Source organism: Pacificispira spongiicola (assembly GCF_012926505.1).
Taxonomy (GTDB): domain Bacteria; phylum Pseudomonadota; class Alphaproteobacteria; order UBA8366; family Aestuariispiraceae; genus Pacificispira; species Pacificispira spongiicola.
This window is the reverse complement of record NZ_JABBNT010000001.1, coordinates 342,425-366,024: the sequence shown is the minus strand read 5'-3', so window position 1 is coordinate 366,024 and position 23,600 is coordinate 342,425. Positions and strand designations below refer to the sequence as shown.

The window sequence follows — 23,600 nt, the reverse complement described above, 5'->3', positions numbered from 1 at the left end:
CGCCGACGCATCCACGACAATCACGCAATCGTGTGGCGCGCAGGCGACGCAACTCTGGTCACCCGTAACGGGATTGTCTAGCTTTTCCTGAAACTTGGTCGGAGGAAATCCCGAATATGAGACATTCCCGCACTGTTCGGCACTGGATCGTGCTTTGCCTGTGGTTGATTGGGACCGCAATCCCATTCGGTCAGGTGGCAAGCGCCGAAGATCAGGCTCTGGATTGGGACCGGGCGTTGGAAAAGGCGCGCGGTCAGACCGTGTATTGGAATGCCTGGGGCGGCGACGATTCCATCAATGCCTATGTCGATTGGGTCGGGCAGCGGGTGAAGGAAGATTACGGTGTCACCCTCGTCCATGTGAAGGTGGGCGACATTTCCGAAACCGTCCGCCGAATCCTCGCCGAGAAGGCGGCGGGCCGCGACTCCGGCGGGTCGGTCGACCTTATGTGGATCAATGGCGAAAACTTCAAGGCGATGAAGGATAACGGGCTGCTGTTCGGACCCTTCGCGGACGCTCTGCCCAACCGCGAATTGATCGATACGCAGGAAAACCCCGCGATCCTTCGGGACTTCACGGTTCCGACCGACGGATATGAATCGCCCTGGGGTGGGGCGAAGCTGATTTTCGTATACGATACGGCGCGTTTGGCAAACCCGCCGCGCGATGCCGGTGCTCTTCTGGCCTATGCGACGGCGAATCCGGGGCGGGTTACGTACCCCGCCCCACCGAATTTTCTGGGAACCACCTTCCTGAAACAGGTGCTCTACGAATTGGTAGAAGATCCGTCGGAATTGCTGTCTCCGGCCGGGCAGAATTTCGATGCCGTGACGGCGCCGCTTTGGGATTATCTCTCGGCCCTGCATCCGACTCTGTGGCGCGAAGGCCGCGACTATCCGGCAACCGAAGACGACCTGATCGGGTTGCTGGACGACGGATCGGTGGATATCGCGCTGGCTTTCAATCCGGCTAAGGCGTCGAACGCCATAGAGCAAGACCGCTTGGTCGATACGGCGCGCACCTATGTTCCCGACGCCGGATCGATCGGGAACACGCATTATGTCGCGATCCCGTTCAATGCTTCGGCCAAGGAAGGGGCCGCCATTGTCGCGAATTTCCTGCTGTCGCCGGAAGCGCAGGCCCGCAAACAGGACCCGCGTATCTGGGGCGATCCGACGGTGTTGAGCATGTCGCGCCTGGACGATACGGCACGGGCCCTGTTCGACGATCTTCCGCGCGGTGTTGCGACTCTGTCGCCCGAGGAACTGGGACGTACCCTGCCGGAACCGCATCCGACCTGGATGACTCGGATAGAGGAGGTATGGCTGCGGCGCTATGGCGCTTAATTTTCTGCGCTATGGACCATGGCTGGTCCTGACCTTGTTCCTGGTGCCGCTGGTGGCGGGCGGGATTGGGACCCTGTTGCCCGCCTTCGGATATTTGCCGGCTCTGGGCGGGGTGAATTTTTCATTGGACCCGTGGCGGGCGCTCGCGGCGTATCCCGGCGTCTGGGATGCCGTGTTTCGCAGTCTCGCGACCGGGTTGGCCGCCGCTTTTCTGTCATTTGCCCTAGTGATGGGCGGATTGACCTTTTTCCACGACAGCCGATGGATGGGGCGGCTGCGCGCCGTGCTGGCGCCGATCCTTGCCGTGCCGCATGCGGCCTTGGCCGTCGGCCTCGTCTTCGTTCTATCTCCCAGCGGCTGGCTTGTCCGCATGGCCTCGCCCGGTTTCACCGGATGGGACCGACCGCCGGATGTCGCGCTGGCCCCCGATCCCCATGGCGTCAGTTTGGTTCTGGCCCTGGTCATTAAGGAAATTCCCTATCTGCTGCTGGTCAGCCTTGCCGCCTTGGAACGTCTTCCAACGGCGCGCAGTGTCGATATCGGTCGCAGTCTTGGCTATTCCGGCCCGGTTTCCTGGTTGAAACTCGTCATGCCGCAACTGGCGGGGCGGATACGCCTGCCGGTTTATGCGGTGATCGCGTTTTCCGTATCGACGGTGGATATGGCGATCATCCTGACCGCGACCCCGACGCCGACCTTGGGCGTGCTGATCCTGCGGTGGATGCGGGAAGCGGACCTGTCCTTCCAATTTGTGGCGGCGGCGGGGGCCGTGCTGCAAGTCGGTGTCGTCCTGGCGGCCGTGCTGATCTGGCGGATAGGGGAGGTCGTATCGCGGTTTCTTCTCAAGGCTTGGCTGCAACGGGGGGGACGGAATCTATTCCCCGGGGCGATCATCCTCGCGGCGGTTCCGACAGGCATTGTGTCTTTATTGGGCGGGCTTGGGTTGGTCGGATTGCTGATCTGGTCCTTTGCGGGGCGTTGGCGGTTTCCGGACGCGGTTCCGGGGCGCTGGTCCCTGGAAAACTGGGTCGACCGTTTCGACATGATCGCCGACCCTTTGGCGGCGACGCTATCGCTCGCCACGGCCAGCACGGTCGCCGCTGCAATCCTGGCGATCGTCGGTCTGGAAGCGGAAACCCGTTTCGGACGCGGGCAGAGGACCATGGCCCTGATCCTGCTGCCATTGATCCTGCCGGAGGTGGCGTTCCTGTTCGGGTTTCAGGTCTTTTTGGTCGGTCTGCATGCGGATGGCAGTTGGGGCGGGGTGATTTGGGCGCATCTGTTGTTCGTCCTCCCCTATACATATCTGACGCTCGCCGGACCGTATCGCGGTCTCGATCCGCGATACGCGCGGGCGGCGGCCTGTCTTGGCGCATCGCCCGCGCGCGTTTTCTGGTCGGTACGGCTGCCGCTTCTGTTGCGTCCATTGCTGATCGCCATGGCGGTCGGTTTTGCCGTCAGTGTCGGATCCTACTTGCCGACGGTCTTCGCCGGGGCCGGCCGCGTCACGACCCTGACGACGGAAGCGGTGACCCTGTCATCAGGCGGGGATAGGCGGTTAATCGGGGTTGTCGGCGTCTTGCAGGCGGGTCTGCCCTTTCTGGCCTTCGCACTAGCCTGGGCGATTCCGCGTCTCGTCAGATGGCGGCGTTTCGGGGTAGGACTGGGCCATGATTGACGAAAGCGGCTTGATCATCCGGGATTTGTCGGTGTCGGTTTCAGGCGCGCGCCTGTTTCCGCCCCTGTCCCTGCATGTGCGCCCGGGGGAGGTCGTCGCCGTGACCGGCAGAAGCGGCGTGGGCAAGTCGACGCTGCTTTCCGCGATTTGCGGAACGCTGGACCCATGCTTCGATGTCAGCGGCGATATTCTGGTTGATGGCAGGGTCGTCAGGGGCGTCGCGGCGGAAAGCCGACATGTCGGGATTCTGTTCCAGGACGATCTTCTGTTCCCGCATATGACGGTCGGGGACAATCTGGGCTTCGGTTTGCCGCCGAAGCTCAGCCGCGTCGAACGGCGGACGCGGATCGGCGATGCCTTGGCGGAAGCCGGTCTTGAGGGATTCGAGTCCCGCGACCCGGCGACACTGTCCGGCGGCCAAAGGGCGCGGATCGGCTGCTTGAGAGCCCTTCTGGCACGGCCGTCGGTTCTGCTGCTGGACGAGCCGTTTTCCGCCCTGGACCCGGAGTCGCGGTCGCGGTTCCGGCAATTCGTCTTTCAGACGACGGAACGCCGCGGGTTGCCGGTTCTGCTGGTCACCCATGATGTGGGAGATGTCGAAAACCTCGGCGACCGATCGCGCGTACTATCCTTGGATGTGCTCGAAAACGGCGTATCCGGTTAATACCGATAAACGGCCTAACCCCTTTGAAATTGTTCCGAACCCCAGTATAGTGCCGAATGGGAAGGGACGATCACCTGCGGCTTCGAGAGTTCGGGGCTGCGTGGGAAGTGAACTGAAACGCCGTATCGGTGGGTCGAGCCTGACGGTTCCGGTTGGCTTCTCGAAATTTGAACGGCGACGACGTTATGTCGGCGCGACTATAGAAAAGGGGTATCGAAATGCTGAAGCGTTTGATCGGCCTTGTCGGCGGGGCTGTCCTGCTCACGGGTTGCTCTGTTTACGGAAACCTGGACGAGCTCAAAATGCGCAATGCCCAGCCGGAAGGCACCGCCTTCACCAAAGCGCTGGCGATGGAATATCAGAAATTCTCTGAATTCGAGATGTTCCAGATGTACGACCATGTCGACGCCGATTACTTCGCCCGCAAGGGTGTTCGCGTCGCGATGGGCGAAGTCGTTGCGCCGGAAGATCCCGCCAACTGGAACGAACCCGCCGATTCCATCGACGAACTCAATGCGTCGCGCGCCCGTCTGATTTCGGCGCTGGATTCCGGTGGCCGTGAGGCGCACCCGATCGAAGCCGCAGTCGCTCAGGCGAAATACGACTGCTGGGTCGAACAGCAGGAAGAAAACTTCCAGCCGGACGACATTGCCGCGTGCAAGCAGGAATTCTTCGATGCCATCGCGGTGCTTGAGAAGAAGATGGAACCGGCCCCGGCGCCCGCGCCGGAACCGATGATGGAGCCGGCGAGCTTCATCGTGTTCTTCGATTTCGATGACTCCGCGGTCAACCAGGGCGCCGCCCAGGTACTGAGCCTCGTGAACTCGAAGTTCGGCGACTATAAGGACGGTTCCATCGCGCTGGTCGGCCACACCGATACGTCCGGTTCGAATGCTTACAACGATAAGCTTTCTTTGGACCGTGCGAATAACGTTCGCTTCTCGCTGATCGAAATGGGTGTCCCGGCATCCGCCATCAGCGTCGACGCGAAGGGTGAGAGCGAGCCGCTCGAAGCGACCGGTGACGGGGTGAAGAACCCGCAGAACCGTCGCGTCGAAATCACGATCAAGTAAGATCGCTGAACGGCGGTCGCGACGGCAACGTCGCGACGACGACAGAAATCGGGCCGGGGCCATGTGCTCCGGCCCTTTTTCTTTGTCAGTATCGCTTGGTCCGGGCTGGACTTCGGAAGGTTGGCGACTAATATCAGGCCGGTTGATCGAAGGAGTCCCGGAAACACGGGGTGACTCAGGCAGATATGATTTACGAAGCAACCACGCACGACGTCCGGGTTCAGGTGGAACCGGTCTTCCTGGAAAACCAATCCGCCCCCGACGAAGGGCATTTCGTCTGGGCGTATAGTGTCCGCATCGAAAATCTCGGCACGGCGCCGGTGCGTCTGGTGAACCGCTATTGGCGGATCACCGATGCGCAAGGCCTTGTGGAGGAAGTGCGCGGTCCCGGCGTGGTCGGGGAACAGCCGACGATTTCCCCGGGCAGCCATTTCGAATATACCAGCGGTGCTCCGTTGAAGACTCCCTCTGGAATCATGTTCGGCGCCTATGAAATGCACGATGCGGCGGGCGACAGTTTCCAGGTCGATATCCCGGCCTTTTCCTTGGATAGTCCGCATCAGGCGATCCAATTGAACTGAACCGCCGTATAACGAATGTTACGACAGAATTGAGTAGGATCCGATATGAACGCCATTCAGCCCTTGAGCGAAGACCGCGACGCCGAAGCGACCGAAACGTCGCGCCCCTCCCGTGAGGAAGCGGAAGCGGCGGTACGTGTGCTGCTGCGCTGGACCGGGGACAATCCCGACCGCGAAGGGCTGCTGGACACGCCGAAGCGTGTTGCGAAGGCGTATGAGGAATTCTTCTGGGGCTACCAGGAAGACCCGACGGAACTGTTGTCCCGAACTTTCGAGGAAACCGAAGGTTACGACGAGATGGTCCTGCTTCGGGACATCTCGTTCGAAAGCCATTGCGAACATCACATGGTGCCGATCATCGGCACGGCGCATGTCGCTTATCTGCCGCGCAATCGCGTCGTCGGTATTTCGAAACTGGCCCGCGTCGTCGATATCTATGCCAAGCGCCTGCAAATCCAGGAAAAGATGACGGCGCAGGTTGCCGACGCTATCCAGGATGCGCTCGACCCGTTGGGGGTCGCCGTTGTTCTCAGCGCACAGCACCAGTGCATGACCACGCGCGGTGTGAAGAAGGACGGCGTGTCCATGATTACCAGCCGCATGATCGGCGCTTTCAAGTCCGATCGCGCGCTGAAGGCGGAATTCCTGTCCCTGGCGGGGATGAACGGTAAGGGCCTCTAAGGCGGGATCAAGGGAACGGGCCGTTTCCGCGTTCCGGGGCGGCGACGGTGTCAACGTGCGGCAGTCGCGTCGGCTTTCTCGTCCTGCTCCGCACATTTGTGCGTGGTGGCGTGTTCCTGCACGAATGTCTCGAAATCCGCCTTTTCCATCGGCTTGGCGAAGAAGAAGCCCTGCGCTTCGGAACAACGTAGGTTGCGCAGGTAGTTCGCCACTTCCTCAGTCTCAACGCCTTCGACCGTCACGGCGAGGTCCATGTCGCGCATCAGGTTAATGATGTTGCGCAGAAGCAGGTTCGACTTCTCATCTTCCGGTACGCCGGTCAGGAAGCTGCGATCGACCTTGGCGCGGGACGCCTTCACCTCCCGCAGCATGCTCAGCGAGGAATGCCCGGTTCCGAAATCGTCGATCGATGTCGAAATGCCCAATTCGGACAGCTTTTCGATGGCGGCCAGTGTCTTGACCGGGTTGTTCGCGATGGTGGTTTCCGTGATTTCGAATTCCAGGGCGGAAGCGGGAATATCGAAACTGCCCAACGTCCGTTCGACAAAGTCGACGAAATTCTCGCGGTCCAGCTGTTTCGGGGAGATGTTGACCGCGAGTTTGACCTGGCTGAGGATCGGATCCGATTTCCACTCCTGGATGGCGGCGCAGGATTCCAGGAAAATGAACCGGCCGATCCCTTCGATAAGGTCCGCGTTTTCCGCCACCGGGATGAACAGGCTGGGCGGGATCATTTCACCGGCTTCCGTCCGCCAACGGATCAGGGTTTCCGCAGCCGCGAAACGCCCGGTCGCCAGATCGATCTTCGGCTGGAAGACCGGGAAGAATTCCTGCATCTGCAAGGCGTCTCGGATCTTGTGCACCAGGGACGCCGTCTGAAGCACCCGTGCGACATCCGCTTCTGTCAGAAGGTAAACCTCCCCGCGATGAGAGGCCTTCGCTTCGAAATACGCCATATCGGCGAAGCGCAGCGCGGTGCTGGCGGTTGTGGTCAGCATCGGCACTTCCACACCGCCGGTCGTCAGCGTGATGGAGGCGCGTGCCGCACCGAATTCAAACGGATCGGATAGCGCATCCTGGATTCGGTCCTGGATCGATTCCGCCAGTTCGGCGGCGGAATGCCCCGGCCGGATTTCGAACAGGGCGGAAAACCGGTCGCCATTGCCGCGTCCGAAGAAATCGCAGGGCGTCAGTGCATGTTCCAGGCGCTTTCCGACCAGCCGGATGACGTTGTTGCCGTCTTCCATGCCGAATGTCGTGTTGATTGCGCGCATCTGATCGATGCCCATTTCCATCAACAGGAACCGCATCCGGTTCGATTCCGCGGCCCGTAGTGCCGTTTCGAGGCTGATCGACAACGCTTCCTTGTTGGGCAGGCTCGTCAGTTGGTCATAGTAGAGGGAGAGATGCACCCGGTCTTCGAATTCGGAAACGTTCGACATTTCGCGCAGAAACGCGACGAAATACAGTTCGTCGCCGAACCGGTAGTCGGCGACATGGATATCGACCGGAAACACGCTACCGTTCTTACGCCGCGCCCAGAGTCGGCGCAGGTTGTTGACGACGTTGCCGCGCTTTCCCTGAATATAATCCATGATATAGCGGGCATGATGCGGCGAATGCGTTTCGTTCATCAGAATTTCGACACGTTCGCCGACCAATTCCGACATGCTTTCGTAACCGAAGGTTTCCAGCGTTCGTTTGTTCACCGCAACGATCTTCGAGTCCTTGTTGATCGAAACGATGGAGTCGTTCGTGTTGTGGAACACCAATTCCAAGCGCTCGATCTGTTCTTCGAGCGTTTTGGCGGGACCAAAAATTGGTGTTGTCGACTCCGCTGGCATTTTCTGCGGTTCGCCTCGCAGTTGTTCTGTTGCTTTGACAGACTTAGTACCAGCAACGAATTAAGGAAAAGTAAAGGGTAGCTTTTGAGCCCGGATCGATCGCCTGATGGCGTGTCGCGTTGGCGGCCTAGCGTTCATGGCCGATAATGGCTATTCTCCGCGCGATCGGGGCGATATGCGGTCGAGGGTCTTTTTCGCCGAATTTCCGAATTGGCGGCGCGGAGGGTTTGGGTGTTCGATTTTCGGCCGATTTTCATGGTCAATGGAATATTGCTGATGACCTTGGCGGCGGCGATGGCGTTGCCGGCCGCCGTCGACCTTGCCGTCGGAAATCCGGATTGGCGGGTATTTGCCGCCGCCTCCGGCCTGACCTTTTTTACGGGTGCGATGCTGGCGCTCACCAATTGGGTGAAATCGCGCAATTTCTCGATACGCCAGGCCTTCGTCATGACGACGTCCACCTGGTGCCTGTTGCCGGCCTTTGCCGCGCTGCCGATGGCGTTCTCGGATCTGAACCTTTCCTACACCGACGCCTTTTTCGAGGCGATGAGCGGCATTTCAACCACTGGGTCCACGGTCATCGTCGGATTGGATTTCGCGCCGCCGGGCATTTTGATCTGGCGATCCTTGCTGCAATGGCTGGGTGGGATCGGGATCATCGTCATGGCTGTTTCGGTGCTGCCGATGCTGCAGGTTGGCGGGATGCAGCTGTTCCGCATGGAATTCGCGGAACGGGTCGAAAAGGCGTTACCCCGCGCCGCCCAGATCGGGGCCTGGATCACGATTATCTATCTATTGCTGACCCTGATTTGCGCGGTTCTTTATTGGACGGCGGGCATGACGGGGTTCGATGCGATCAATCATGCGATGACCACCGTCGCAACCGGCGGTTTTTCGACCTATGACAGTTCCGTCGGCCTGTTCGGAAGCGCGTCGATCGAATGGATTTCGACCGTCTTCATGATCCTGGGATCGCTGCCGTTTCTGCTCTATTTACAGGTATTGCGCGGTTCCCCGAATGCGCTTTTCAACGATAGTCAGGTGCGTTGGTTTTTCGGTTTTCTAGGCTCGGCGACGATCATCATGATCGTCTATCTGGTGATGGAACGGGATTGGACGATCACCGATGCGATCCGGTTCACCTCATTCAATGTAACCTCCGTGATGACCGGTACGGGCTATGCGACGCAGGATTTCAGTGCTTGGGGTGCGTTTGCCGCGCCGATGTTCTTCGTCCTGATGTTCATCGGAGGTTGCGCGGGGTCCACGACCTGCGGGATCAAGGTGTTCCGATTTCAGGTCCTCTATGCGTCCGCCCGGGTTCAGATGAAGCGGCTGTTGAGCCCGAACGGGGTCTTCATCGCGTATTACAATCGCAAGCCGATCCCGGATTCGGTCGAAACATCCGTCATGAACTTCTTCTTCCTGTTTGTGGCGATATACGCGTTGCTGGCCTGCGGACTCGGCCTTATGGGCCTGGACTTCATCACCGCGACCAGCGGCGCGGCGACGGCGATCGCGAATGTCGGCCCCGGACTGGGGGAGGTGATCGGCCCCGCGGGGAATTTCTCCTCTCTGCCGGACGGCGCCAAATGGTTGTTGTCCTTCGGTATGCTGCTGGGGCGACTGGAACTTTTCACGGTGCTGATCCTTTTGGCGCCCGGCTTTTGGCGAGGTTGATTGATGCGAACGCCCACCGATTTTTTGGAAAAGCTCGTTTCCTTCGATACGACGACGGCAAAGTCGAATATGGAATTGATCGACTTCGTCGCGGACCATCTGCGGGGTCATGGCATCGAATCGACACTGGTCCGCAGTCCGGAAGGCGACAAGGCCAACCTGTGGGCGACGATCGGCCCGAAGAAGGAAGGCGGCGTTTGCTTGTCCGGTCATACCGACGTCGTTCCGGTTACGGGGCAGCCTTGGGATACCGATCCCTTCACCATGACCCGAAAGGGCAGTCGGCTGTACGGTCGCGGAACCTGCGATATGAAGGCCTTCCCCGCGACTGCCCTGGCGCTTTTGCCGGAAATGTTGGCACAGCCATTGGCGCGGCCCATCCATTTTGCCTTTTCCTATGACGAGGAAATCGGCTGCAAGGGCGCGCCCAGCATGATCGCGGAAATCGGGAGGAGCCTGCCGAAGCCGTCGGTCGTCATCGTCGGCGAACCGACGGATATGAAGGTCGTTTCCGCGCATAAGGGGATGTGGTTCTTCAGTGTCGTCGTGACCGGCAAGGAAGCCCATTCCAGCCAGACGCATCGCGGCGTATCCGCGGTCATGACCGGGGCGCGACTGATCGCGAAACTGGATGAAATGGCGAAGGCCCGCGCCGCCGCCGCGGATCCGGCCTGCAAGTTCGTGCCACCCTATACGACGATCCATGTCGGGACGGTGCAGGGGGGAACCGCGTCCAACATCATATCCCGGCATTGTGAGTTCGTGTGCGACATCCGCAACCTGCCGGACGATTTTCCGGAGGAAATCCAGGAAGAGTTCGAAGCTTGGATCGCGCAGGAAATTTTGCCGGAAATGCATGCGATCGATCCGTCGACATCGATCAAGGTAACGACGGAAAACGTCGTCGCGGGCCTGCGCGAAGACCGCGATAGCGAAGCGGAACAACTGGTCCGGCAACTGACCGGCGACAATGATATGAATTATGTTCCCTATGGCACAGAAGCGGGACAGTTCCAGCGCGCGGGGATGGCCGTCGTCGTATGCGGGCCGGGGTCGATCGATCAGGCGCATCAACCGAATGAGTTCATCGAATCGGATCAGATCGACCAGTGCGAAGCCATGCTGCGCAAGCTGATATTGCGGTGCAGAAAATAATCTTCGCAGGTGCCAAAAAATTCCTTGGAATGGTTCTAAGAAATCTCTATATAGACCGTACACGCTTATTAGAAGCGGTCTAAACGTCAAATCAACATATTGCTGTTGGGCCGCTTCCACGAAATTCGCCTGATCGCCCGGGTTCCGGGGCTTGGGGCGGGTTTCGTATCGACTGAACCGATAGAAATGGAGAAGCACATGTCCAATTTCCCGAATGCCAAGACCGTCGGCGACGCCGTCCCGCAGGTTACTTTCCGCACCCGCGAAAACGGTGAATGGAAAGATGTCAGCACCAACGACATCTTCGCCGGCAAGCGCGTCGTCGTCTTCGCCCTGCCGGGCGCGTTCACGCCGACCTGCTCCTCGACCCACCTGCCGGGCTACATGATCAAGTCCCAGGAAGTTAAGGGCCTTGGCGTCGACGACATTTACTGCCTGTCGGTCAACGACAGCTTCGTCATGAACGCCTGGGCGAAAGACCAGGGCGTGACCGACGAATTGAAGGTCATTCCGGACGGCAATGGTGAATTCTCCGAAGGCATGGGCTTCCTGGTCGGTAAGGAAGACCTCGGCTTCGGCAAGCGCTCCTGGCGCTATTCGATGGTCGTCAATGACGGCGTCATCGAAAAGACCTTCGTCGAGCCGGGCGAACCTGGCGACCCGTTCAAGGTTTCCGACGTCGACACGATGCTCGGCTACCTGAAGGAAGCCAAAGTGGCTGCCTGATCGACACCGATCACAACGGAAAAGGCGCCGATTACCGGCGCCTTTTTCTTTTGTTAACGAAATAATGTTACCCAACGGTCTCTGACACTAAAATTGCGCCGGAAAACCGGCGTAGCGCGTAGCGGGATTACCAGTTCATCATGCTTACACCAAAGAAGACCACCCCGATCGACCTATCGGAAATTGCCAACTATCCCGAGTTTCAGAAGCTCTATGAAAAGTGGTCGTCGGCAATAGACGCGGGTGAAGACGGCGCGTTGGACCTGTTCGACGTTCCCTTGCCACTTGCCCCGACCGTCATGTTGATTGAATTGGAACCCGATTTTTCCGACGGCGCCGTTCGCCTAGCGGGAACCTATGTCTGTCAGGTTCATGGCGGCGAGATGCGCGGTAAAAAGGTCAGTTCCTTTTTCTCCAATGCGGATGCACAGGATGTCCTCGATTCGATGCGGCATTGCATTGAAACCGGATCGGTGGACCTAAGCCTTCGGGAATACATCTCGATGGAAAAAGAGCACTGGAGCTATGTCCGAATCTTGGTGCCGCAGCCCGACAAGAACGGCAAGAAGCGCATCTTGAAGGCAATGGACCGGTCGACACTGCGCCGTATCCCCTGGTCCTGTTAAAGTCGATATTTAGGATTAACGGGCCACGAAAGCGGTGCGCAGGCGATGGCTGCGACCCGGGTGATGGAAGCGCACGGTCGTGACCGGGCCCTTGTCGTTCCAGGTCCGGCGTTCCACGACAAGCACGGGGTCGCCATCCGTCAGGTTCAAGGACCTTGCAATTTCTCCGGCCGCCAAATCGGCATGGATCGAATGTTCCGCATCGGTCCAGGGAACGTTGTGCACCAGCCAGCCGTTCGCTCCTTCCGCCGCGAAATCGACGTCCACAGCTTCCGGCACGGTGTCGATGTCGATCCAGCGATCTTCCAGTTGGTAGGGGCGGCGGTCCGCGAAATGTAGGCAGCGCAGATGCAGCGCGGGCGTTCCTGTCGCGCGTTCCAGGGATGCGGCCTCCGCCGGGGGCAGGGGGGCTATTTCCCGTTCCAGCAATTCGTAATGATAGCGTGCGCCCGTGGCGCGGATTTCATCCTCCACCAGCGGAATGTCGAAGGCGACGCTGCGGCTTGTCGGACGGGCGACGCGCGTTCCGGCCTTGCGGCGGCGTTCCAGCACGCCTTCTTCCGCCAATTCGCGCAAGGCGCGGTGCACCGTGGCGCGGGCGCAGCCGAATTGTTCCGCCAGACGCTGCTCGCCGGGGATCAGGTCGCCGGGCTTCCAGGTGCCGCTGCGGACGCGGTCCAGCAGGTCTTCCTTGATGCGCAGATAGGGGGCCAGCTCTCTCATACCTACATGTTTTCCATGAGTCGCGCCAAAGTGTCGTGAAATCGTGCGGTGATTCCCGTGCGTTCCCGATGACGCCCATCCGTTACGCAATGTCGCCCGGCCGACCAGACGTCCCGCACGGCCCGATCGCCCGACACGAAAATCCAGTGATCCAGCCACTGCGCCTGACCGGGTACGAAGGGCAGGATCTGGTCGGCGTCCAGCGCGACGATATCGGCCCAATTGCCGACCTCCAACGACCCTGTGGGGCGACCCAGCGCCCGCGCGCCGCCCGCCGTCACAGCCTGGAAGAGCGTGTCGCCGATCGATCCCGGATTTGTTCGAAGCACGGTCCGCCGCCGGTCGCGTAGGCGTTGACTGTATTCCAGCAGGCGCAATTCTTCCGTCAACCCGATCCGGATATGGGAATCGCTGCCGACGCCATAGCACCCGCCTTCGTCGATGAAGCGCTTTCCGTCAAAAATACCGTCGCCCAAATTGCCTTCCGTGATTGGGCACAGGCCCGCCACGGCCCCGGATCGGGCGACAGCTTCCGTTTCCGTCTGGACCATATGGGTTGCGTGGACGAGGCACCAGCTTTCGTCCACGGCGGCATTGTCCATCAGCCATGCGACCGGACGCGCGCCGTAGGCGGCCTTTACGTCGTCTACTTCGGCTGTCTGCTCGGCGATGTGAATATGGATCGGTCCCTGGCCCATCTGTGTCAGCGGGAACAGCCATTCCGGCGGCACGGCGCGCAGGCTGTGCGCCGATACGCCCAGGATGGAATCCGGGGCGGTCAGCTTTATCGCGCCATGCAGGTTCGCGAACCGATCCAGGTCGCAACCGAAGCGCAATTGCCGGTCGCTCAAGGGTCGCCGGTCGACGCCGCCTTGCGCATAGAGGACCGGGGCCAAGGTGAGGCCCATATCCGCGATGTCGGCCGCCGCCGCGATCCGATGCGCCATTTCCGCCGGATCGTCGTAGGCGTCTCCACCGGGCGCGTGATGCAGATAATGGAATTCTCCGACCGCGGCATACCCGGCCTCCGCCATTTCCATATAGGCATAGGCCGCGATCGCTTCGACATCGTCCGGGGTCAGTTGCCCGACGAAGCCGTACATCGCTTCCCGCCACGTCCAGAAACTGTCCTCGCCATCGCCCCGGCATTCGGCATGTCCGGCCATGGCGCGCTGGAAGGCGTGGGAGTGCAGGTTGCCGACCGCGGGCAGGACCAGACGATGGGACAAGAGTTTGTCGCCGGGCTGCGCCTGCGCGTTTCGGTCTATGGAGGCGATGCGACCGGTATCGTCGACGCCGATCCGGACATGGGGCGTCCAGCCTTCCGGCAGATATGCCCAATCGCAAAACAGGCCCGTCATCCGTTCCTCCATTTTTTGTATGGACAAAACAATCATTTTATCTATACAAAAAACGTCTCGATAGGCAAGCACGAAGCGGAGTGGGGCGGCATGTCTGACGCGGTATCCGACGATAATAGCACGGTCGTGCTGACCGATGTGACGCTGGCGACCATGGTCGCGGGTGGGCAGCCCTACGGCCTGATCGAAGACGGCGTCCTGGCCATCAGCGGCGACAGGATCGCCTATGCCGGTACCGCCGCCGACCTGCCGTCGCGTATGCAGTCATGGCCGTCGGAAAGTCAGCACGGGATGCTGGCGACCCCGGCGCTGGTCGATTGCCATACGCATATGGTCTACGGCGGCAACCGGGCGCGAGAATTCGAACTGCGCCTGCTGGGCGCCAGCTATGAAGAAATTGCGAAGGCGGGGGGCGGCATTCTGTCCACGGTTTCCGCGACCCGCGCCGCGTCGGAAGACGACCTGCTGGATGCGGCATTGCCCCGTATCGATTCCTTCATCGACGAAGGGGCGGGGACGGTCGAAATCAAGTCCGGCTACGGCCTGGATTTGGAAACCGAATTGAAGATGCTGCGCGTCGCGCGGCGGATCGGACGGGAGCGCCCGGTTCGGATCGAAACCAGCTTTCTCGCGGCCCATGCCATCCCGCCGGAATACAAGGGCAATGCCGACGGCTATATCGATTGGATCGTCCGGGAAATCCTGCCCGCCGCGGCGTCGGAAGGGCTGGTAGACGCGGTCGATGCCTTTTGCGAGACCATCGCCTTCAACCCGATTCAAGTCGCGACGTTGTTCGACGCGGCGGTGAAGCTTGGCCTGAAGGTGAAGCTGCATGCCGAACAATTGTCCAATATGGGCGGGACGGCCTTGGCCGCCGGGTACAAGGCGTTGTCCGCCGATCATCTGGAATATCTGGACGAGCAGGGCGTGGAGGCGATGGCGGCGAACGGTACCGTCGCCGTCCTTTTGCCCGGCGCGTTCTATACCCTGCGCGAAACCAAGTTTCCGCCGCTGGACCTGCTGCGGCAGGCGGGCGTGCCGATTGCGGTCGCGACCGACTGCAACCCCGGCTCGTCTCCCATGTTCTCCCCCCTCTTGGCCGTCAATATGGCCTGCACTCTGTTCCGCATGACGCCGGAGGAGGCATTGGCCGGGATCACGCGCGAAGGCGCGCGGGCGCTGGGCTGTCTGGATGAGGTCGGGACGCTGGAAGTCGGTAAGCGGGCCGATATCGCCATCTGGGATGTCGAAACCCCGGCGGAGCTCGCCTATCGCTTCGGCATCAACCCCCTGGCTCGCCGTATTTTTGGAGGCAATGTATGAAGACCCTGGAACTCGTTCCCGGCAAGGTCGGTATCGATGCGCTGCGCTGGATTTACCGCGACGGCGCGGCGGTCACGATCGACCGCAGTTGGGAAGCGGCGGTTCGCGCGGCATCCGACCGGGTGCAGGCGGCGGCGAACGGCTCGGCCCCAGTCTATGGCGTGAATACTGGCTTCGGCAAATTGGCGCAGAAGCGAATTGCCCCCGCCGATACCGCACAATTGCAGCGCAACCTGATCCTGTCGCATTCCAGCGGGGTGGGCGATCCCCTGCCGGAAGCGGTGGTGCGTCTGGTTATGGCGTTGAAACTGATTTCCCTGGGGCGCGGCGCGTCCGGCGTGCGTTGGGAATTGATTGAGTTGCTGGAAGGCATGCTGGCGAAATGCGTGCATCCGGTCATTCCGGGCCAGGGCTCGGTCGGGGCGAGTGGCGATTTGGCACCGCTTGCGCATATGAGCGCGGTGATGATCGGCGAGGGCGAGGCGATCCTGAACGGCGAACGCCTGCCGGGGGCCGAAGCCTTACAACGGGCTGGCCTGTCGCCGGTGCAGTTGGGACCGAAGGAAGGGTTGGCCCTGATCAACGGGACGCAGGTGTCCACTGCCCTGGCCCTGGCCGGTCTGTTCGACGCGCATCGGGCCTTTAGGGCTGCGCTGGTGTCGGGCGCGCTGTCGACCGACGCGGCGATGGGGTCCAGTGCCCCGTTCCATCCGGAAATCCATACCCTGCGCGGCCATAAGGGGCAGATCGACTCCGCCCATGCGTTGCGTCTGTTGATGGACGGCAGCGATATCCGCGAAAGCCACGCCGTCGACGACGAACGGGTGCAGGACCCGTATTGCATCCGCTGCCAGCCTCAGGTTATGGGCGCGTGCCTAGATGTGCTGCGTCAGGCCGCATCGACTCTGGAGATCGAGGCCAACGCGGTGACCGATAATCCGCTGATCCTGACGGATGGGGCCGGTATTGTGTCCGGCGGTAATTTCCATGCGGAGCCGGTGGCTTTCGCCGCCGACCATCTGGCGATTGCGATCGCCGAAATCGGGTCTATCACCGAACGGCGCATTGCCATGCTGGTCGACCCGGCGTTGAATTTCGGCCTGCCGCCCTTCCTGACCCCCGATCCGGGCGTCAATTCCGGTTTCATGATCGCGGAGGTCACGGCCGCCGCGCTATATTCCGAAAACAAACAGCGGGCCAATCCGGCCTCCGTCGATTCGACGCCGACCAGCGCCAATCAGGAAGACCATGTTTCCATGGCCTGCCACGGGGCGCGGCGCTTGATGGATATGAACCGCAATCTGGAACAGATCGTCGGGATCGAATTGCTGATGGCGGCCCAGGGCATTGAATTCCGAGCACCGTTGACGACCAGCCCCCGCTTGAAAGCGGTAATGACGGTGATCCGCGACGCCGTGCCCGCATTGAAAGAGGACCGCTATCTGTCGCCCGACCTGATCCGGGCGGCGGAATTGGTGCGGTCCGGCGATCCGGTCCGCGCGGCGGGCCGGGATATCTTCCCGCTCCTGCCCGGATCGATGGGGCTCGGGCTGGTTCAGAATGCCTAAGGCTTGAAGAGGAAACGACGATGAGCAGCAATCCCCGCCACAACACCAGGGTCGTCCGCGCGCCGCGTGGGCCGGAACTGACTTGCAAAAGCTGGCTGACCGAAGCGCCCTACCGGATGATGATGAACAATCTGGACCCGGAAGTGGCCGAAAACCCGAATGAGCTGGTCGTCTATGGCGGGATCGGGCGTGCCGCACGGACCTGGGCGGATTTCGATAAAATCGCTGACAGCCTGAAGACGCTGGAAGACGACGAAACCCTGCTGGTGCAGAGCGGCAAGCCGGTCGGCATCTTCCGCACGCATAAAGACGCGCCGCGCGTCCTGATCGCCAATTCGAACCTGGTCCCCCATTGGGCGACCTGGGAACATTTCAACAAGCTCGATAAGGCCGGACTGATGATGTACGGCCAGATGACCGCCGGGTCCTGGATCTATATCGGGTCCCAGGGCATCGTGCAGGGAACTTACGAGACTTTCGCGGAAGCCGGGCGTCAGCACTATAACGGCGACCTGAAGGGCAAATGGATCCTGACGGGCGGTTTGGGCGGCATGGGCGGCGCACAACCGCTGGCCGCCGTCATGGCGGGTGCCTGCTGCCTGGCCGTGGAATGCGACCCGGACCACATCGATTTCCGCATCCGTACCCGCTATGTCGATGAACGCGCCGATACGCTGGACGAGGCGCTGGAGATGATCGACCGCTGGACCAAGGCGGGCGAGGCAAAATCGGTCGGCCTCGTCGGCAACGCGGCGGATATCTTCACGGAAATCGAAGCCCGCGGCATTCGCCCGGATATTGTGACGGATCAGACCTCCGCGCATGATCCGATCAACGGCTACCTGCCCCAGGGCTGGACCCTGGCCGAATGGCGCGACAAGCGGGAAAGCGACCCGGCGGCGGTGGAAAAGGCCGCCCGTGCCTCCATGCGCGTGCATGTGGAGGCCATGGTGCGGTTCCACGAAAAAGGCATCCCGACCGTCGACTACGGCAATAACATCCGTCAGATGGCGCTGGAAGAAGGATTGGACAACGCCTTTTCCTTCCCCGGCTTCGTTCCGGCCTATATCCGCCCGCTATTCTGCAAGGGGATCGGCCCGTTCCGCTGGGCCGCCCTGTCCGGCGATCCGGAAGATATCTACAAGACCGATCAGAAAGTGAAGGAGCTGATCCCCGACGACGAACACCTGCACAACTGGCTGGACATGGCGCGGGAGCGGATTTCGTTTCAGGGCCTGCCGGCGCGTATCTGCTGGGTCGGGTTGGGACAGCGGCATCGCCTGGGTCTCGCCTTCAACGAAATGGTGAAGAACGGCGAATTGAAAGGGCCGGTCGTCATTGGCCGCGACCATTTGGACAGCGGGTCCGTCGCCAGTCCGAATCGCGAAACCGAAGGCATGAAGGACGGGTCGGACGCCGTGTCCGACTGGCCGTTGCTGAATGCGCTGCTGAACTGCGCGTCGGGGGCGACCTGGGTATCGCTGCACCATGGCGGCGGCGTCGGCATGGGATTCAGCCAGCATTCCGGCATCGTCATCTGCTGCGACGGCACGGACGAGGCCGCGGCCCGCATCGGGCGGGTGCTGTGGAACGATCCTGCCACCGGCGTCATGCGCCATGCGGATGCGGGCTACGACATCGCGATCGACTGCGCGAAGGAAAACGGCTTGCGCTTGCCGGGTATTCTCGGCAACTGATTCACTGGGAGGAATGCTCAGGCTCTTATTCGACCAAAAACACAGCGGGGCAAACCCGTGCCAACTCTAACTAACGAAAGAGCAAAATCATGAAGATGTCTTCTGTTCTGGGAACGATTGTCGCCGGTGCCCTGGCGGTTGGTTTGTCGGGTGCCGCGAATGCCGATCTCCTCGCCGATATCAAGGCGAAGGGTAAGATCGTCGCTGCTACTGAAATGCACTATGCGCCGTTCGACATGCTGGTCGATGGCGAATATCAGGGGATTTGCCACGACCTTTTCGTCGAAGTGGCCAAGGAACTGGGGGTCGAAGTCGAATTCCTCGATCTGCCGTGGTCCAGCGTCTTGCCGGGCCTGGAAGCGGGTAAGTTCGATATCGTCAACGCGCCGGTGACGATCACCGCCGAGCGGATGCAGCGCTACAGCTTCACCCTGCCGATCGGCAACGCCACGGTCGCGCTGCTGAAAAAGGCCGGCGACGATTCGATCATGAAACCGGAAGATATCGCCGGTAAGGCTGCCGGATCGCAGAAAGGTTCCGCGCAGTTGGAACAGCTGAAGCATTTCGGTGAATCGCTGCCGGAAGCGGTCGACGTGCGTGAATATGTGAACATCGACGAAGCAATGGCCGATCTGGCCGCCGGTCGCGTTCAGGCCGTCGCGAACTCCATGCCGCTGATGGGCTATGCCGCCGTTCAGCGTCCGGAAACCTTCGCCCTGGTGACCCCACCCTTCGGCGACCCGAAATACTTTGCCTGGGTTGCGCGTCCGGGTGACGAAACGGCCAGCCTGGTCGAGGCGATCAACGCTGCGCTACTGAAGATGCACGAAGACGGTCGTCTGCAGGCGATCAACGAAAAATGGCTGGGTACTGCGCCGGAACTGCCGACGGAAATGCCCGCGGTTAACTAAGTCCGCCTTCTGTCGGAATTGACCGACCCCGGTCCGGCGATTGCCGTCGGGCCGGGGCCGGATTGTGCCGGAGAGACGCCGTGGACTTTTCCTTCCAGGTCATCAGCCACAATTTTCCCTATCTGGTCAGCGCCGCCCGCTGGACGATTTTGATATCCTTTTTGGGTATGCTGGTCGGACTGTTGTTGGGGATCGGCATCTGTGCCGCGCGCCTGTCGCATCATGGCTGGCTGCGCCGCGCCGCCGCGCTGTATATCAGCTTCTTTCGCGGGGTGCCGCTGCTGGTTCAACTGCTGGCTTTCTTCTATATCCTGCCCTATGCGGGCGTGAACCTGCCCGCGACCGTCGCCGCCTTCCTGTCCATCGGAATGTGTTCGGCGGCCTATAACGCCGAAATCTTGCGGGGGTCGTTACAGGCGATCTCCCCCGGACAGCGGGAGGCTGCGGATGCGTTGGGCATTCCGCCCCTGGCCTTGTGGCGGCGCATTTTGGTACCGCAGGCGTTGCGCATCGGTCTGCCGTCTCACATCAACGAACTGATCCTGTTGGTGAAGGTCTCCTCTCTCGCCTCTGTCGTCGGGATCGGGGAATTGACCCGCGTTGCCCAGAACATCACCGGTCAGACCTACCGACCGTTGGAAATCTACATGGCCACCGCCGTGATCTATTTTGTGATCAACGCATTGATCGCCTGGGGTGGTCGTCGACTCGAACGGCGCCTCGGCGTCGGACAGCGGTAGGGGGAGGGCGGATATGGAACTCGACCTTTTCATCCGATACGGACCGGCGCTGTTAAGCGGTTTTGGGATCACGGTGCTGTGCTGGATCGTCGGGTCGCTAGGCGGCATGGGTTTGGGCTTCCTGATCGCCTGCCTGTACCAATGGTCGGGCAGTTGGGGCCGCGCTTGTCTGCAGGCCTATATCGAAGCCGTGCGCGGCACGCCGTTCATGATCCAGCTGTTCATCCTGTATTACGGCGGGCCCTCTTTCGGCCTTTTGCTGTCACCCGTTCAAGCCGGAATCTTCGGCTTCATCATTTACGGCAGCCCCTATTTCGCGGAAATCTTTCGCGCTGGCTTCCAAGCCGTGCCGACCGGGCAGTTCGAGGCCGCACGATGCTGCGGTATGACGGAATGGACGATCGTCCGGCGCATCGTATTGCCGCAAATGCTGGTGTCGATCACCGCACCGCTGACCAATTTCATGATCATTCTGACCAAGGAGACGGCGATTCTGTCCGTCGTCACCGTGCCGGAACTTCTGTTCGAAACGCAGACCATGGCGGCGGAAACCTTTACCTATATCGAACCCTTCCTGGCATTGTCCCTGTTCTATTGGGCGATGGTGGAATTCACATCCTGGCTTGGGCGGCGCGTCGAACGCCATGTTACCCGTCACCAGAACCGACAGACCCCGTAAGGGCCGAGAAACGCCATGACCGAAAACTCCTCCTCTCCCGCCAATGCACTGATCACCGCGCGCGGCTTGGGTAAGCATTACGGAACCTTCCAGGCATTGTCCGGGATCGACCTCGACATCTTGAAATCGGAGGTAACCTGCCTGATCGGACCGTCCGGGTCGGGAAAGAGCACGTTGCTGCGCTGCCTAAACTTTCTGGAAGCCTATGACGAAGGCGAGGTGCGCATCGACGGGCAACTGGTGGGATGGCAAGACGGTAAGGCAAGCCCGCGGAAACCGGTGTCGGCGACGAAGCTGCGCGAACAACGTCGGCAGGTCGGCATGGTGTTTCAGCAATTCAATCTGTGGCCGCATATGACGGCGGCGCAAAATGTGGCGGAAGCACTGGTCCAGGTGAAAGGACTATCGAAGGCCGAAGCCCGCGATAAGGCCATTCTGGCGCTCGCCCGCGTCAACCTGCGGGATAAGGCGGACAACCATCCATCGGCCCTGTCCGGCGGGCAGCAGCAGCGCGTCGCCATTGCACGGGCCATCGCCATGGAACCGCGCGTCGTGCTGTTCGACGAACCGACCTCCGCCCTCGACCCCGAATTGGTGGGAGAGGTGCTGAACGTCATGCGGGATCTGGCCGCGGACGGGATGACCATGGTGGTGGTGACCCATGAGATGGGCTTCGCCGCCCATGTCGCGAACCGTGTGGCCTTCCTGGATCACGGCAAATTGGTGGCTTGTGTCCCGCCCGACGAAATCTTCCGACAAGATCCGGCGGATCCTCGTATCCGGTCCTTCCTTCAAACCTATCGGGAGCGGAATGTGGTCTAAGCGGCGGGCCGCTCTAGTTCTTATCGGGCTGAAGGAGAAACGATATGCCCGATAGAACCGTCAAGAGCCCCGGACCGGACCATCCGCTCGCCATAGAACCGAACCCGAACCGTGTTACCGTCTCGGTCGGCGGTAAGGTGATCGCGGAGAGCAGGCGGGCATTGACGTTGCGGGAAGCGGCCTATCCCGCTGCTGTATATTTCCCCCGCGAGGACGTGGATATGACGGCGCTGGAGCGTAGCGGGCATGCCACCTACTGCCCGTATAAGGGAGATGCTTCCTATTACAGCATCCCGGCAGGCGGGGCGCGGTCCGAGAACGCCGTCTGGTCTTACGAGGCGCCCTATGAGGCTGTGGCGGACATAAAGGACCACCTCGCTTTTTATCCGGACCGGGTCGATGCGATTGTTGAGAGCGACGATTAAAGGTCGCGCATCAGCCGGACGATCCGATCGGCACCGAGCCCCAAACCGTCAGCGGTGACACCGGCGATGCCGTCTGCGGCATCGGCAATCGCTTGGGGCGGTTTCGGCTGGGCCAGCTTCCACGTTCCCTGAACATCGTCGATATCCAACCGGATCGGGACGATTTGCATCGACAGTTTTCGGTAAGCGTCGTCGGCGACCTTATCCAAGGTCCAGACTTTCTTGGGCAGTAGCCGTTGCTCGAATTGATCCGACAGACCTTCCAGAACGCCTCGCAGTTCTTCCGCGGGGAGCTGGTGCAGCGTGCCGCGCAGATGCACGGCCACGTAGTTCCAGGTCGGCACTTGATTTTCGAGCCCGTACCAATCGGGTGAAACGTAACTGTCCCCGCCGGATACCGCGATCACCGCCCGCTTCGGGTCGCCCAGCTGCTTGAGGATCGGGTTGGATCGTACCAGATGGGCTTCGGCATAGCTGCCGTCGGTGGATAGGACGAAGGGGACATGGCTCAACAGCGGCCCGTCGTCGTGGTTCAGACAGAGCGTGCCGAAGCCTCGGTTCCGGGCAAAAGACAGGTTTTCGTCCTGACTGGGGCCGCGATAGGCCTTGTTGGGATGCACGGGTGTGTTCTCCATTTCGACCGGCAGGGGCAGCGGGCTTGGGTCTAGCGGCAGGAGGCATCCAGGCGCAAGGGCCACTATCCGGAACGGAAACGGGCCGCTTCCTGTGGGAAGCAGCCCGTTCGTGACGGCACCGGTCGGTGCCGTTATGGCGTAACCTCGATCGGCGAAGCGTCCTTAGTGGAGCTTCCCGGGCAGGGCCGCGATGGCCTGATCGATGGCGGTATCGCCGTCCTTGCCACCCATGCGGTCCTTCAGAACCTGGGCGGTGGCGGCGATGGCCATGTCGACGGCCAGACTGCGCACTTCGGAAATCGCGTTGGCTTCCGCCTGGGCGATCTTGTCCATGGCCTGCTGTTCCCGGCGGGTCATGGATTCCTTGAAGCGGGCGTCCTGCTCCTTCTTCATGATCTTGGTTTCGTTCTTGGCATTCTCCACGATGGCGGCTGCCTGTTCCGTCGCGTCGCGCTGGGCGCGCTTCAGTTCAGCCAGTTTCGCCGACGCTTCTTCCTTCAGTTGTTCGGCTTGGGCGATTTCCTCACGGATACGCGCAATCCGGCCGTCGATCGCATTCGCGATGGCGGAGCGGCCTTTCCAGACCACCAACAACACAAAGATGACAAAGGAAACGGCAACCCATAGCGTCGTATTCTCAAGAAGGGAATGATGTTCCATGG

23 protein-coding genes are annotated in these 23,600 nt (G+C 60.9%); 18 read left to right on the top strand and 5 right to left on the bottom strand.

What is annotated here, in order from left to right:
• Positions 1-116: 116 nt before the first annotated feature.
• The 6 genes from HH303_RS01775 to folE all read left to right on the top strand — a co-directional run bounded on the left by HH303_RS01775 (position 117) and on the right by folE (position 6,023).
• Entirely contained in the window at positions 117-1,346 is a 1,230-nt protein-coding gene (locus tag HH303_RS01775) for an ABC transporter substrate-binding protein (RefSeq protein WP_169623485.1), read from the top strand.
• A complete protein-coding gene (locus HH303_RS01770) occupies positions 1,336-3,024 on the top strand; it encodes an ABC transporter permease (protein WP_169623484.1) in 1,689 nt (562 codons plus the stop codon). Before HH303_RS01775 ends, HH303_RS01770 begins: the two co-directional genes overlap by 11 nt.
• A complete protein-coding gene (locus tag HH303_RS01765) occupies positions 3,017-3,688 on the top strand; it encodes an ATP-binding cassette domain-containing protein (RefSeq protein ID WP_169623483.1) in 672 nt (223 codons plus the stop codon). Before HH303_RS01770 ends, HH303_RS01765 begins: the two co-directional genes overlap by 8 nt.
• Positions 3,689-3,906: 218 nt before the next feature.
• Entirely contained in the window at positions 3,907-4,761 is an 855-nt protein-coding gene (locus HH303_RS01760; RefSeq protein WP_169623482.1) for an OmpA family protein, read from the top strand.
• A gap of 188 nt (positions 4,762-4,949) precedes the next feature.
• Complete coding sequence (gene apaG / locus HH303_RS01755) at positions 4,950-5,342, top strand: Co2+/Mg2+ efflux protein ApaG (RefSeq protein WP_169624137.1); 393 nt, start codon at positions 4,950-4,952, stop codon at positions 5,340-5,342.
• 45 nt (positions 5,343-5,387) lie between these two features.
• Positions 5,388-6,023 carry a GTP cyclohydrolase I FolE gene (gene folE, locus HH303_RS01750; protein WP_169623481.1) on the top strand — a complete coding sequence of 212 codons (636 nt, stop codon included), beginning with the start codon at positions 5,388-5,390 and terminating at the stop codon, positions 6,021-6,023.
• A 50-nt stretch (positions 6,024-6,073) separates the two neighbouring features.
• Here folE and HH303_RS01745 read toward each other — a convergent pair whose 3' ends face one another.
• Positions 6,074-7,867, bottom strand: coding sequence for a putative bifunctional diguanylate cyclase/phosphodiesterase (locus HH303_RS01745; RefSeq protein ID WP_169623480.1), 1,794 nt, complete (start codon positions 7,865-7,867; stop codon positions 6,074-6,076).
• A 231-nt stretch (positions 7,868-8,098) separates the two neighbouring features.
• Here HH303_RS01745 and HH303_RS01740 point away from each other — a divergent pair, with 231 nt between their 5' ends.
• The 4 genes from HH303_RS01740 (at position 8,099) to HH303_RS01725 (ending at position 12,054) form a co-directional block, all read left to right on the top strand.
• The gene (locus HH303_RS01740) at positions 8,099-9,547 is read left to right on the top strand and encodes a TrkH family potassium uptake protein (protein ID WP_319637276.1); all 1,449 of its coding nucleotides are present in this window, start codon (positions 8,099-8,101) and stop codon (positions 9,545-9,547) included.
• A gap of 3 nt (positions 9,548-9,550) precedes the next feature.
• A complete protein-coding gene (gene argE, locus HH303_RS01735) occupies positions 9,551-10,702 on the top strand; it encodes an acetylornithine deacetylase (RefSeq protein ID WP_169623479.1) in 1,152 nt (383 codons plus the stop codon).
• Between the two features lie 198 nt (positions 10,703-10,900).
• Complete coding sequence (locus tag HH303_RS01730) at positions 10,901-11,428, top strand: peroxiredoxin (RefSeq protein WP_169623478.1); 528 nt, start codon at positions 10,901-10,903, stop codon at positions 11,426-11,428.
• 140 nt (positions 11,429-11,568) lie between these two features.
• The gene (locus HH303_RS01725; protein ID WP_169623477.1) at positions 11,569-12,054 is read left to right on the top strand and encodes a PAS domain-containing protein; all 486 of its coding nucleotides are present in this window, start codon (positions 11,569-11,571) and stop codon (positions 12,052-12,054) included.
• 15 nt (positions 12,055-12,069) lie between these two features.
• Here HH303_RS01725 and HH303_RS01720 read toward each other — a convergent pair whose 3' ends face one another.
• On the bottom strand, positions 12,070-12,777 hold the full coding sequence (locus HH303_RS01720; RefSeq protein WP_169623476.1) for a UTRA domain-containing protein: 708 nt from the start codon (positions 12,775-12,777) through the stop codon (positions 12,070-12,072).
• 2 nt (positions 12,778-12,779) lie between these two features.
• Positions 12,780-14,138, bottom strand: a complete 1,359-nt coding sequence (locus tag HH303_RS01715) for a formimidoylglutamate deiminase (RefSeq protein WP_169623475.1) — start codon at positions 14,136-14,138, stop codon at positions 12,780-12,782.
• Positions 14,139-14,228: 90 nt separating this feature from the next.
• On the opposite strand from HH303_RS01715, the gene hutI reads away from it, so the two are divergent.
• From hutI to HH303_RS01675, 8 genes are all read left to right on the top strand, one after another.
• Complete coding sequence (hutI, locus tag HH303_RS01710; RefSeq protein WP_169623474.1) at positions 14,229-15,461, top strand: imidazolonepropionase; 1,233 nt, start codon at positions 14,229-14,231, stop codon at positions 15,459-15,461.
• Positions 15,458-17,029 (top strand): histidine ammonia-lyase, encoded by a 1,572-nt coding sequence (hutH, locus tag HH303_RS01705; protein WP_169623473.1) that lies wholly within the window; start codon positions 15,458-15,460, stop codon positions 17,027-17,029. The genes hutI and hutH overlap by 4 nt, the downstream gene beginning before the upstream one ends.
• Before the next feature lie 20 nt (positions 17,030-17,049).
• On the top strand, positions 17,050-18,726 hold the full coding sequence (gene hutU, locus HH303_RS01700) for a urocanate hydratase (protein ID WP_169623472.1): 1,677 nt from the start codon (positions 17,050-17,052) through the stop codon (positions 18,724-18,726).
• 89 nt (positions 18,727-18,815) lie between these two features.
• The gene (locus tag HH303_RS01695) at positions 18,816-19,637 is read left to right on the top strand and encodes a transporter substrate-binding domain-containing protein (RefSeq protein WP_169623471.1); all 822 of its coding nucleotides are present in this window, start codon (positions 18,816-18,818) and stop codon (positions 19,635-19,637) included.
• A gap of 80 nt (positions 19,638-19,717) precedes the next feature.
• Positions 19,718-20,377, top strand: coding sequence for an amino acid ABC transporter permease (locus HH303_RS01690; protein WP_169623470.1), 660 nt, complete (start codon positions 19,718-19,720; stop codon positions 20,375-20,377).
• A 13-nt stretch (positions 20,378-20,390) separates the two neighbouring features.
• The gene (locus tag HH303_RS01685) at positions 20,391-21,056 is read left to right on the top strand and encodes an amino acid ABC transporter permease (protein ID WP_169623469.1); all 666 of its coding nucleotides are present in this window, start codon (positions 20,391-20,393) and stop codon (positions 21,054-21,056) included.
• A 15-nt stretch (positions 21,057-21,071) separates the two neighbouring features.
• Complete coding sequence (locus HH303_RS01680; RefSeq protein WP_169623468.1) at positions 21,072-21,878, top strand: amino acid ABC transporter ATP-binding protein; 807 nt, start codon at positions 21,072-21,074, stop codon at positions 21,876-21,878.
• Positions 21,879-21,922: 44 nt separating this feature from the next.
• A complete protein-coding gene (locus tag HH303_RS01675; protein WP_169623467.1) occupies positions 21,923-22,303 on the top strand; it encodes a DUF427 domain-containing protein in 381 nt (126 codons plus the stop codon).
• Here HH303_RS01675 and HH303_RS01670 read toward each other — a convergent pair.
• Both HH303_RS01670 and HH303_RS01665 read right to left on the bottom strand, forming a co-directional pair.
• Positions 22,300-22,923: an FMN-binding negative transcriptional regulator gene (locus HH303_RS01670; protein ID WP_169623466.1), complete on the bottom strand. Its 624-nt coding sequence runs from the start codon at positions 22,921-22,923 to the stop codon at positions 22,300-22,302. The two genes, HH303_RS01675 and HH303_RS01670, sit on opposite strands and share 4 nt — an antisense overlap.
• Before the next feature lie 177 nt (positions 22,924-23,100).
• A complete protein-coding gene (locus HH303_RS01665; RefSeq protein WP_169623465.1) occupies positions 23,101-23,598 on the bottom strand; it encodes a F0F1 ATP synthase subunit B family protein in 498 nt (165 codons plus the stop codon).
• Positions 23,599-23,600: the final 2 nt, after the last annotated feature.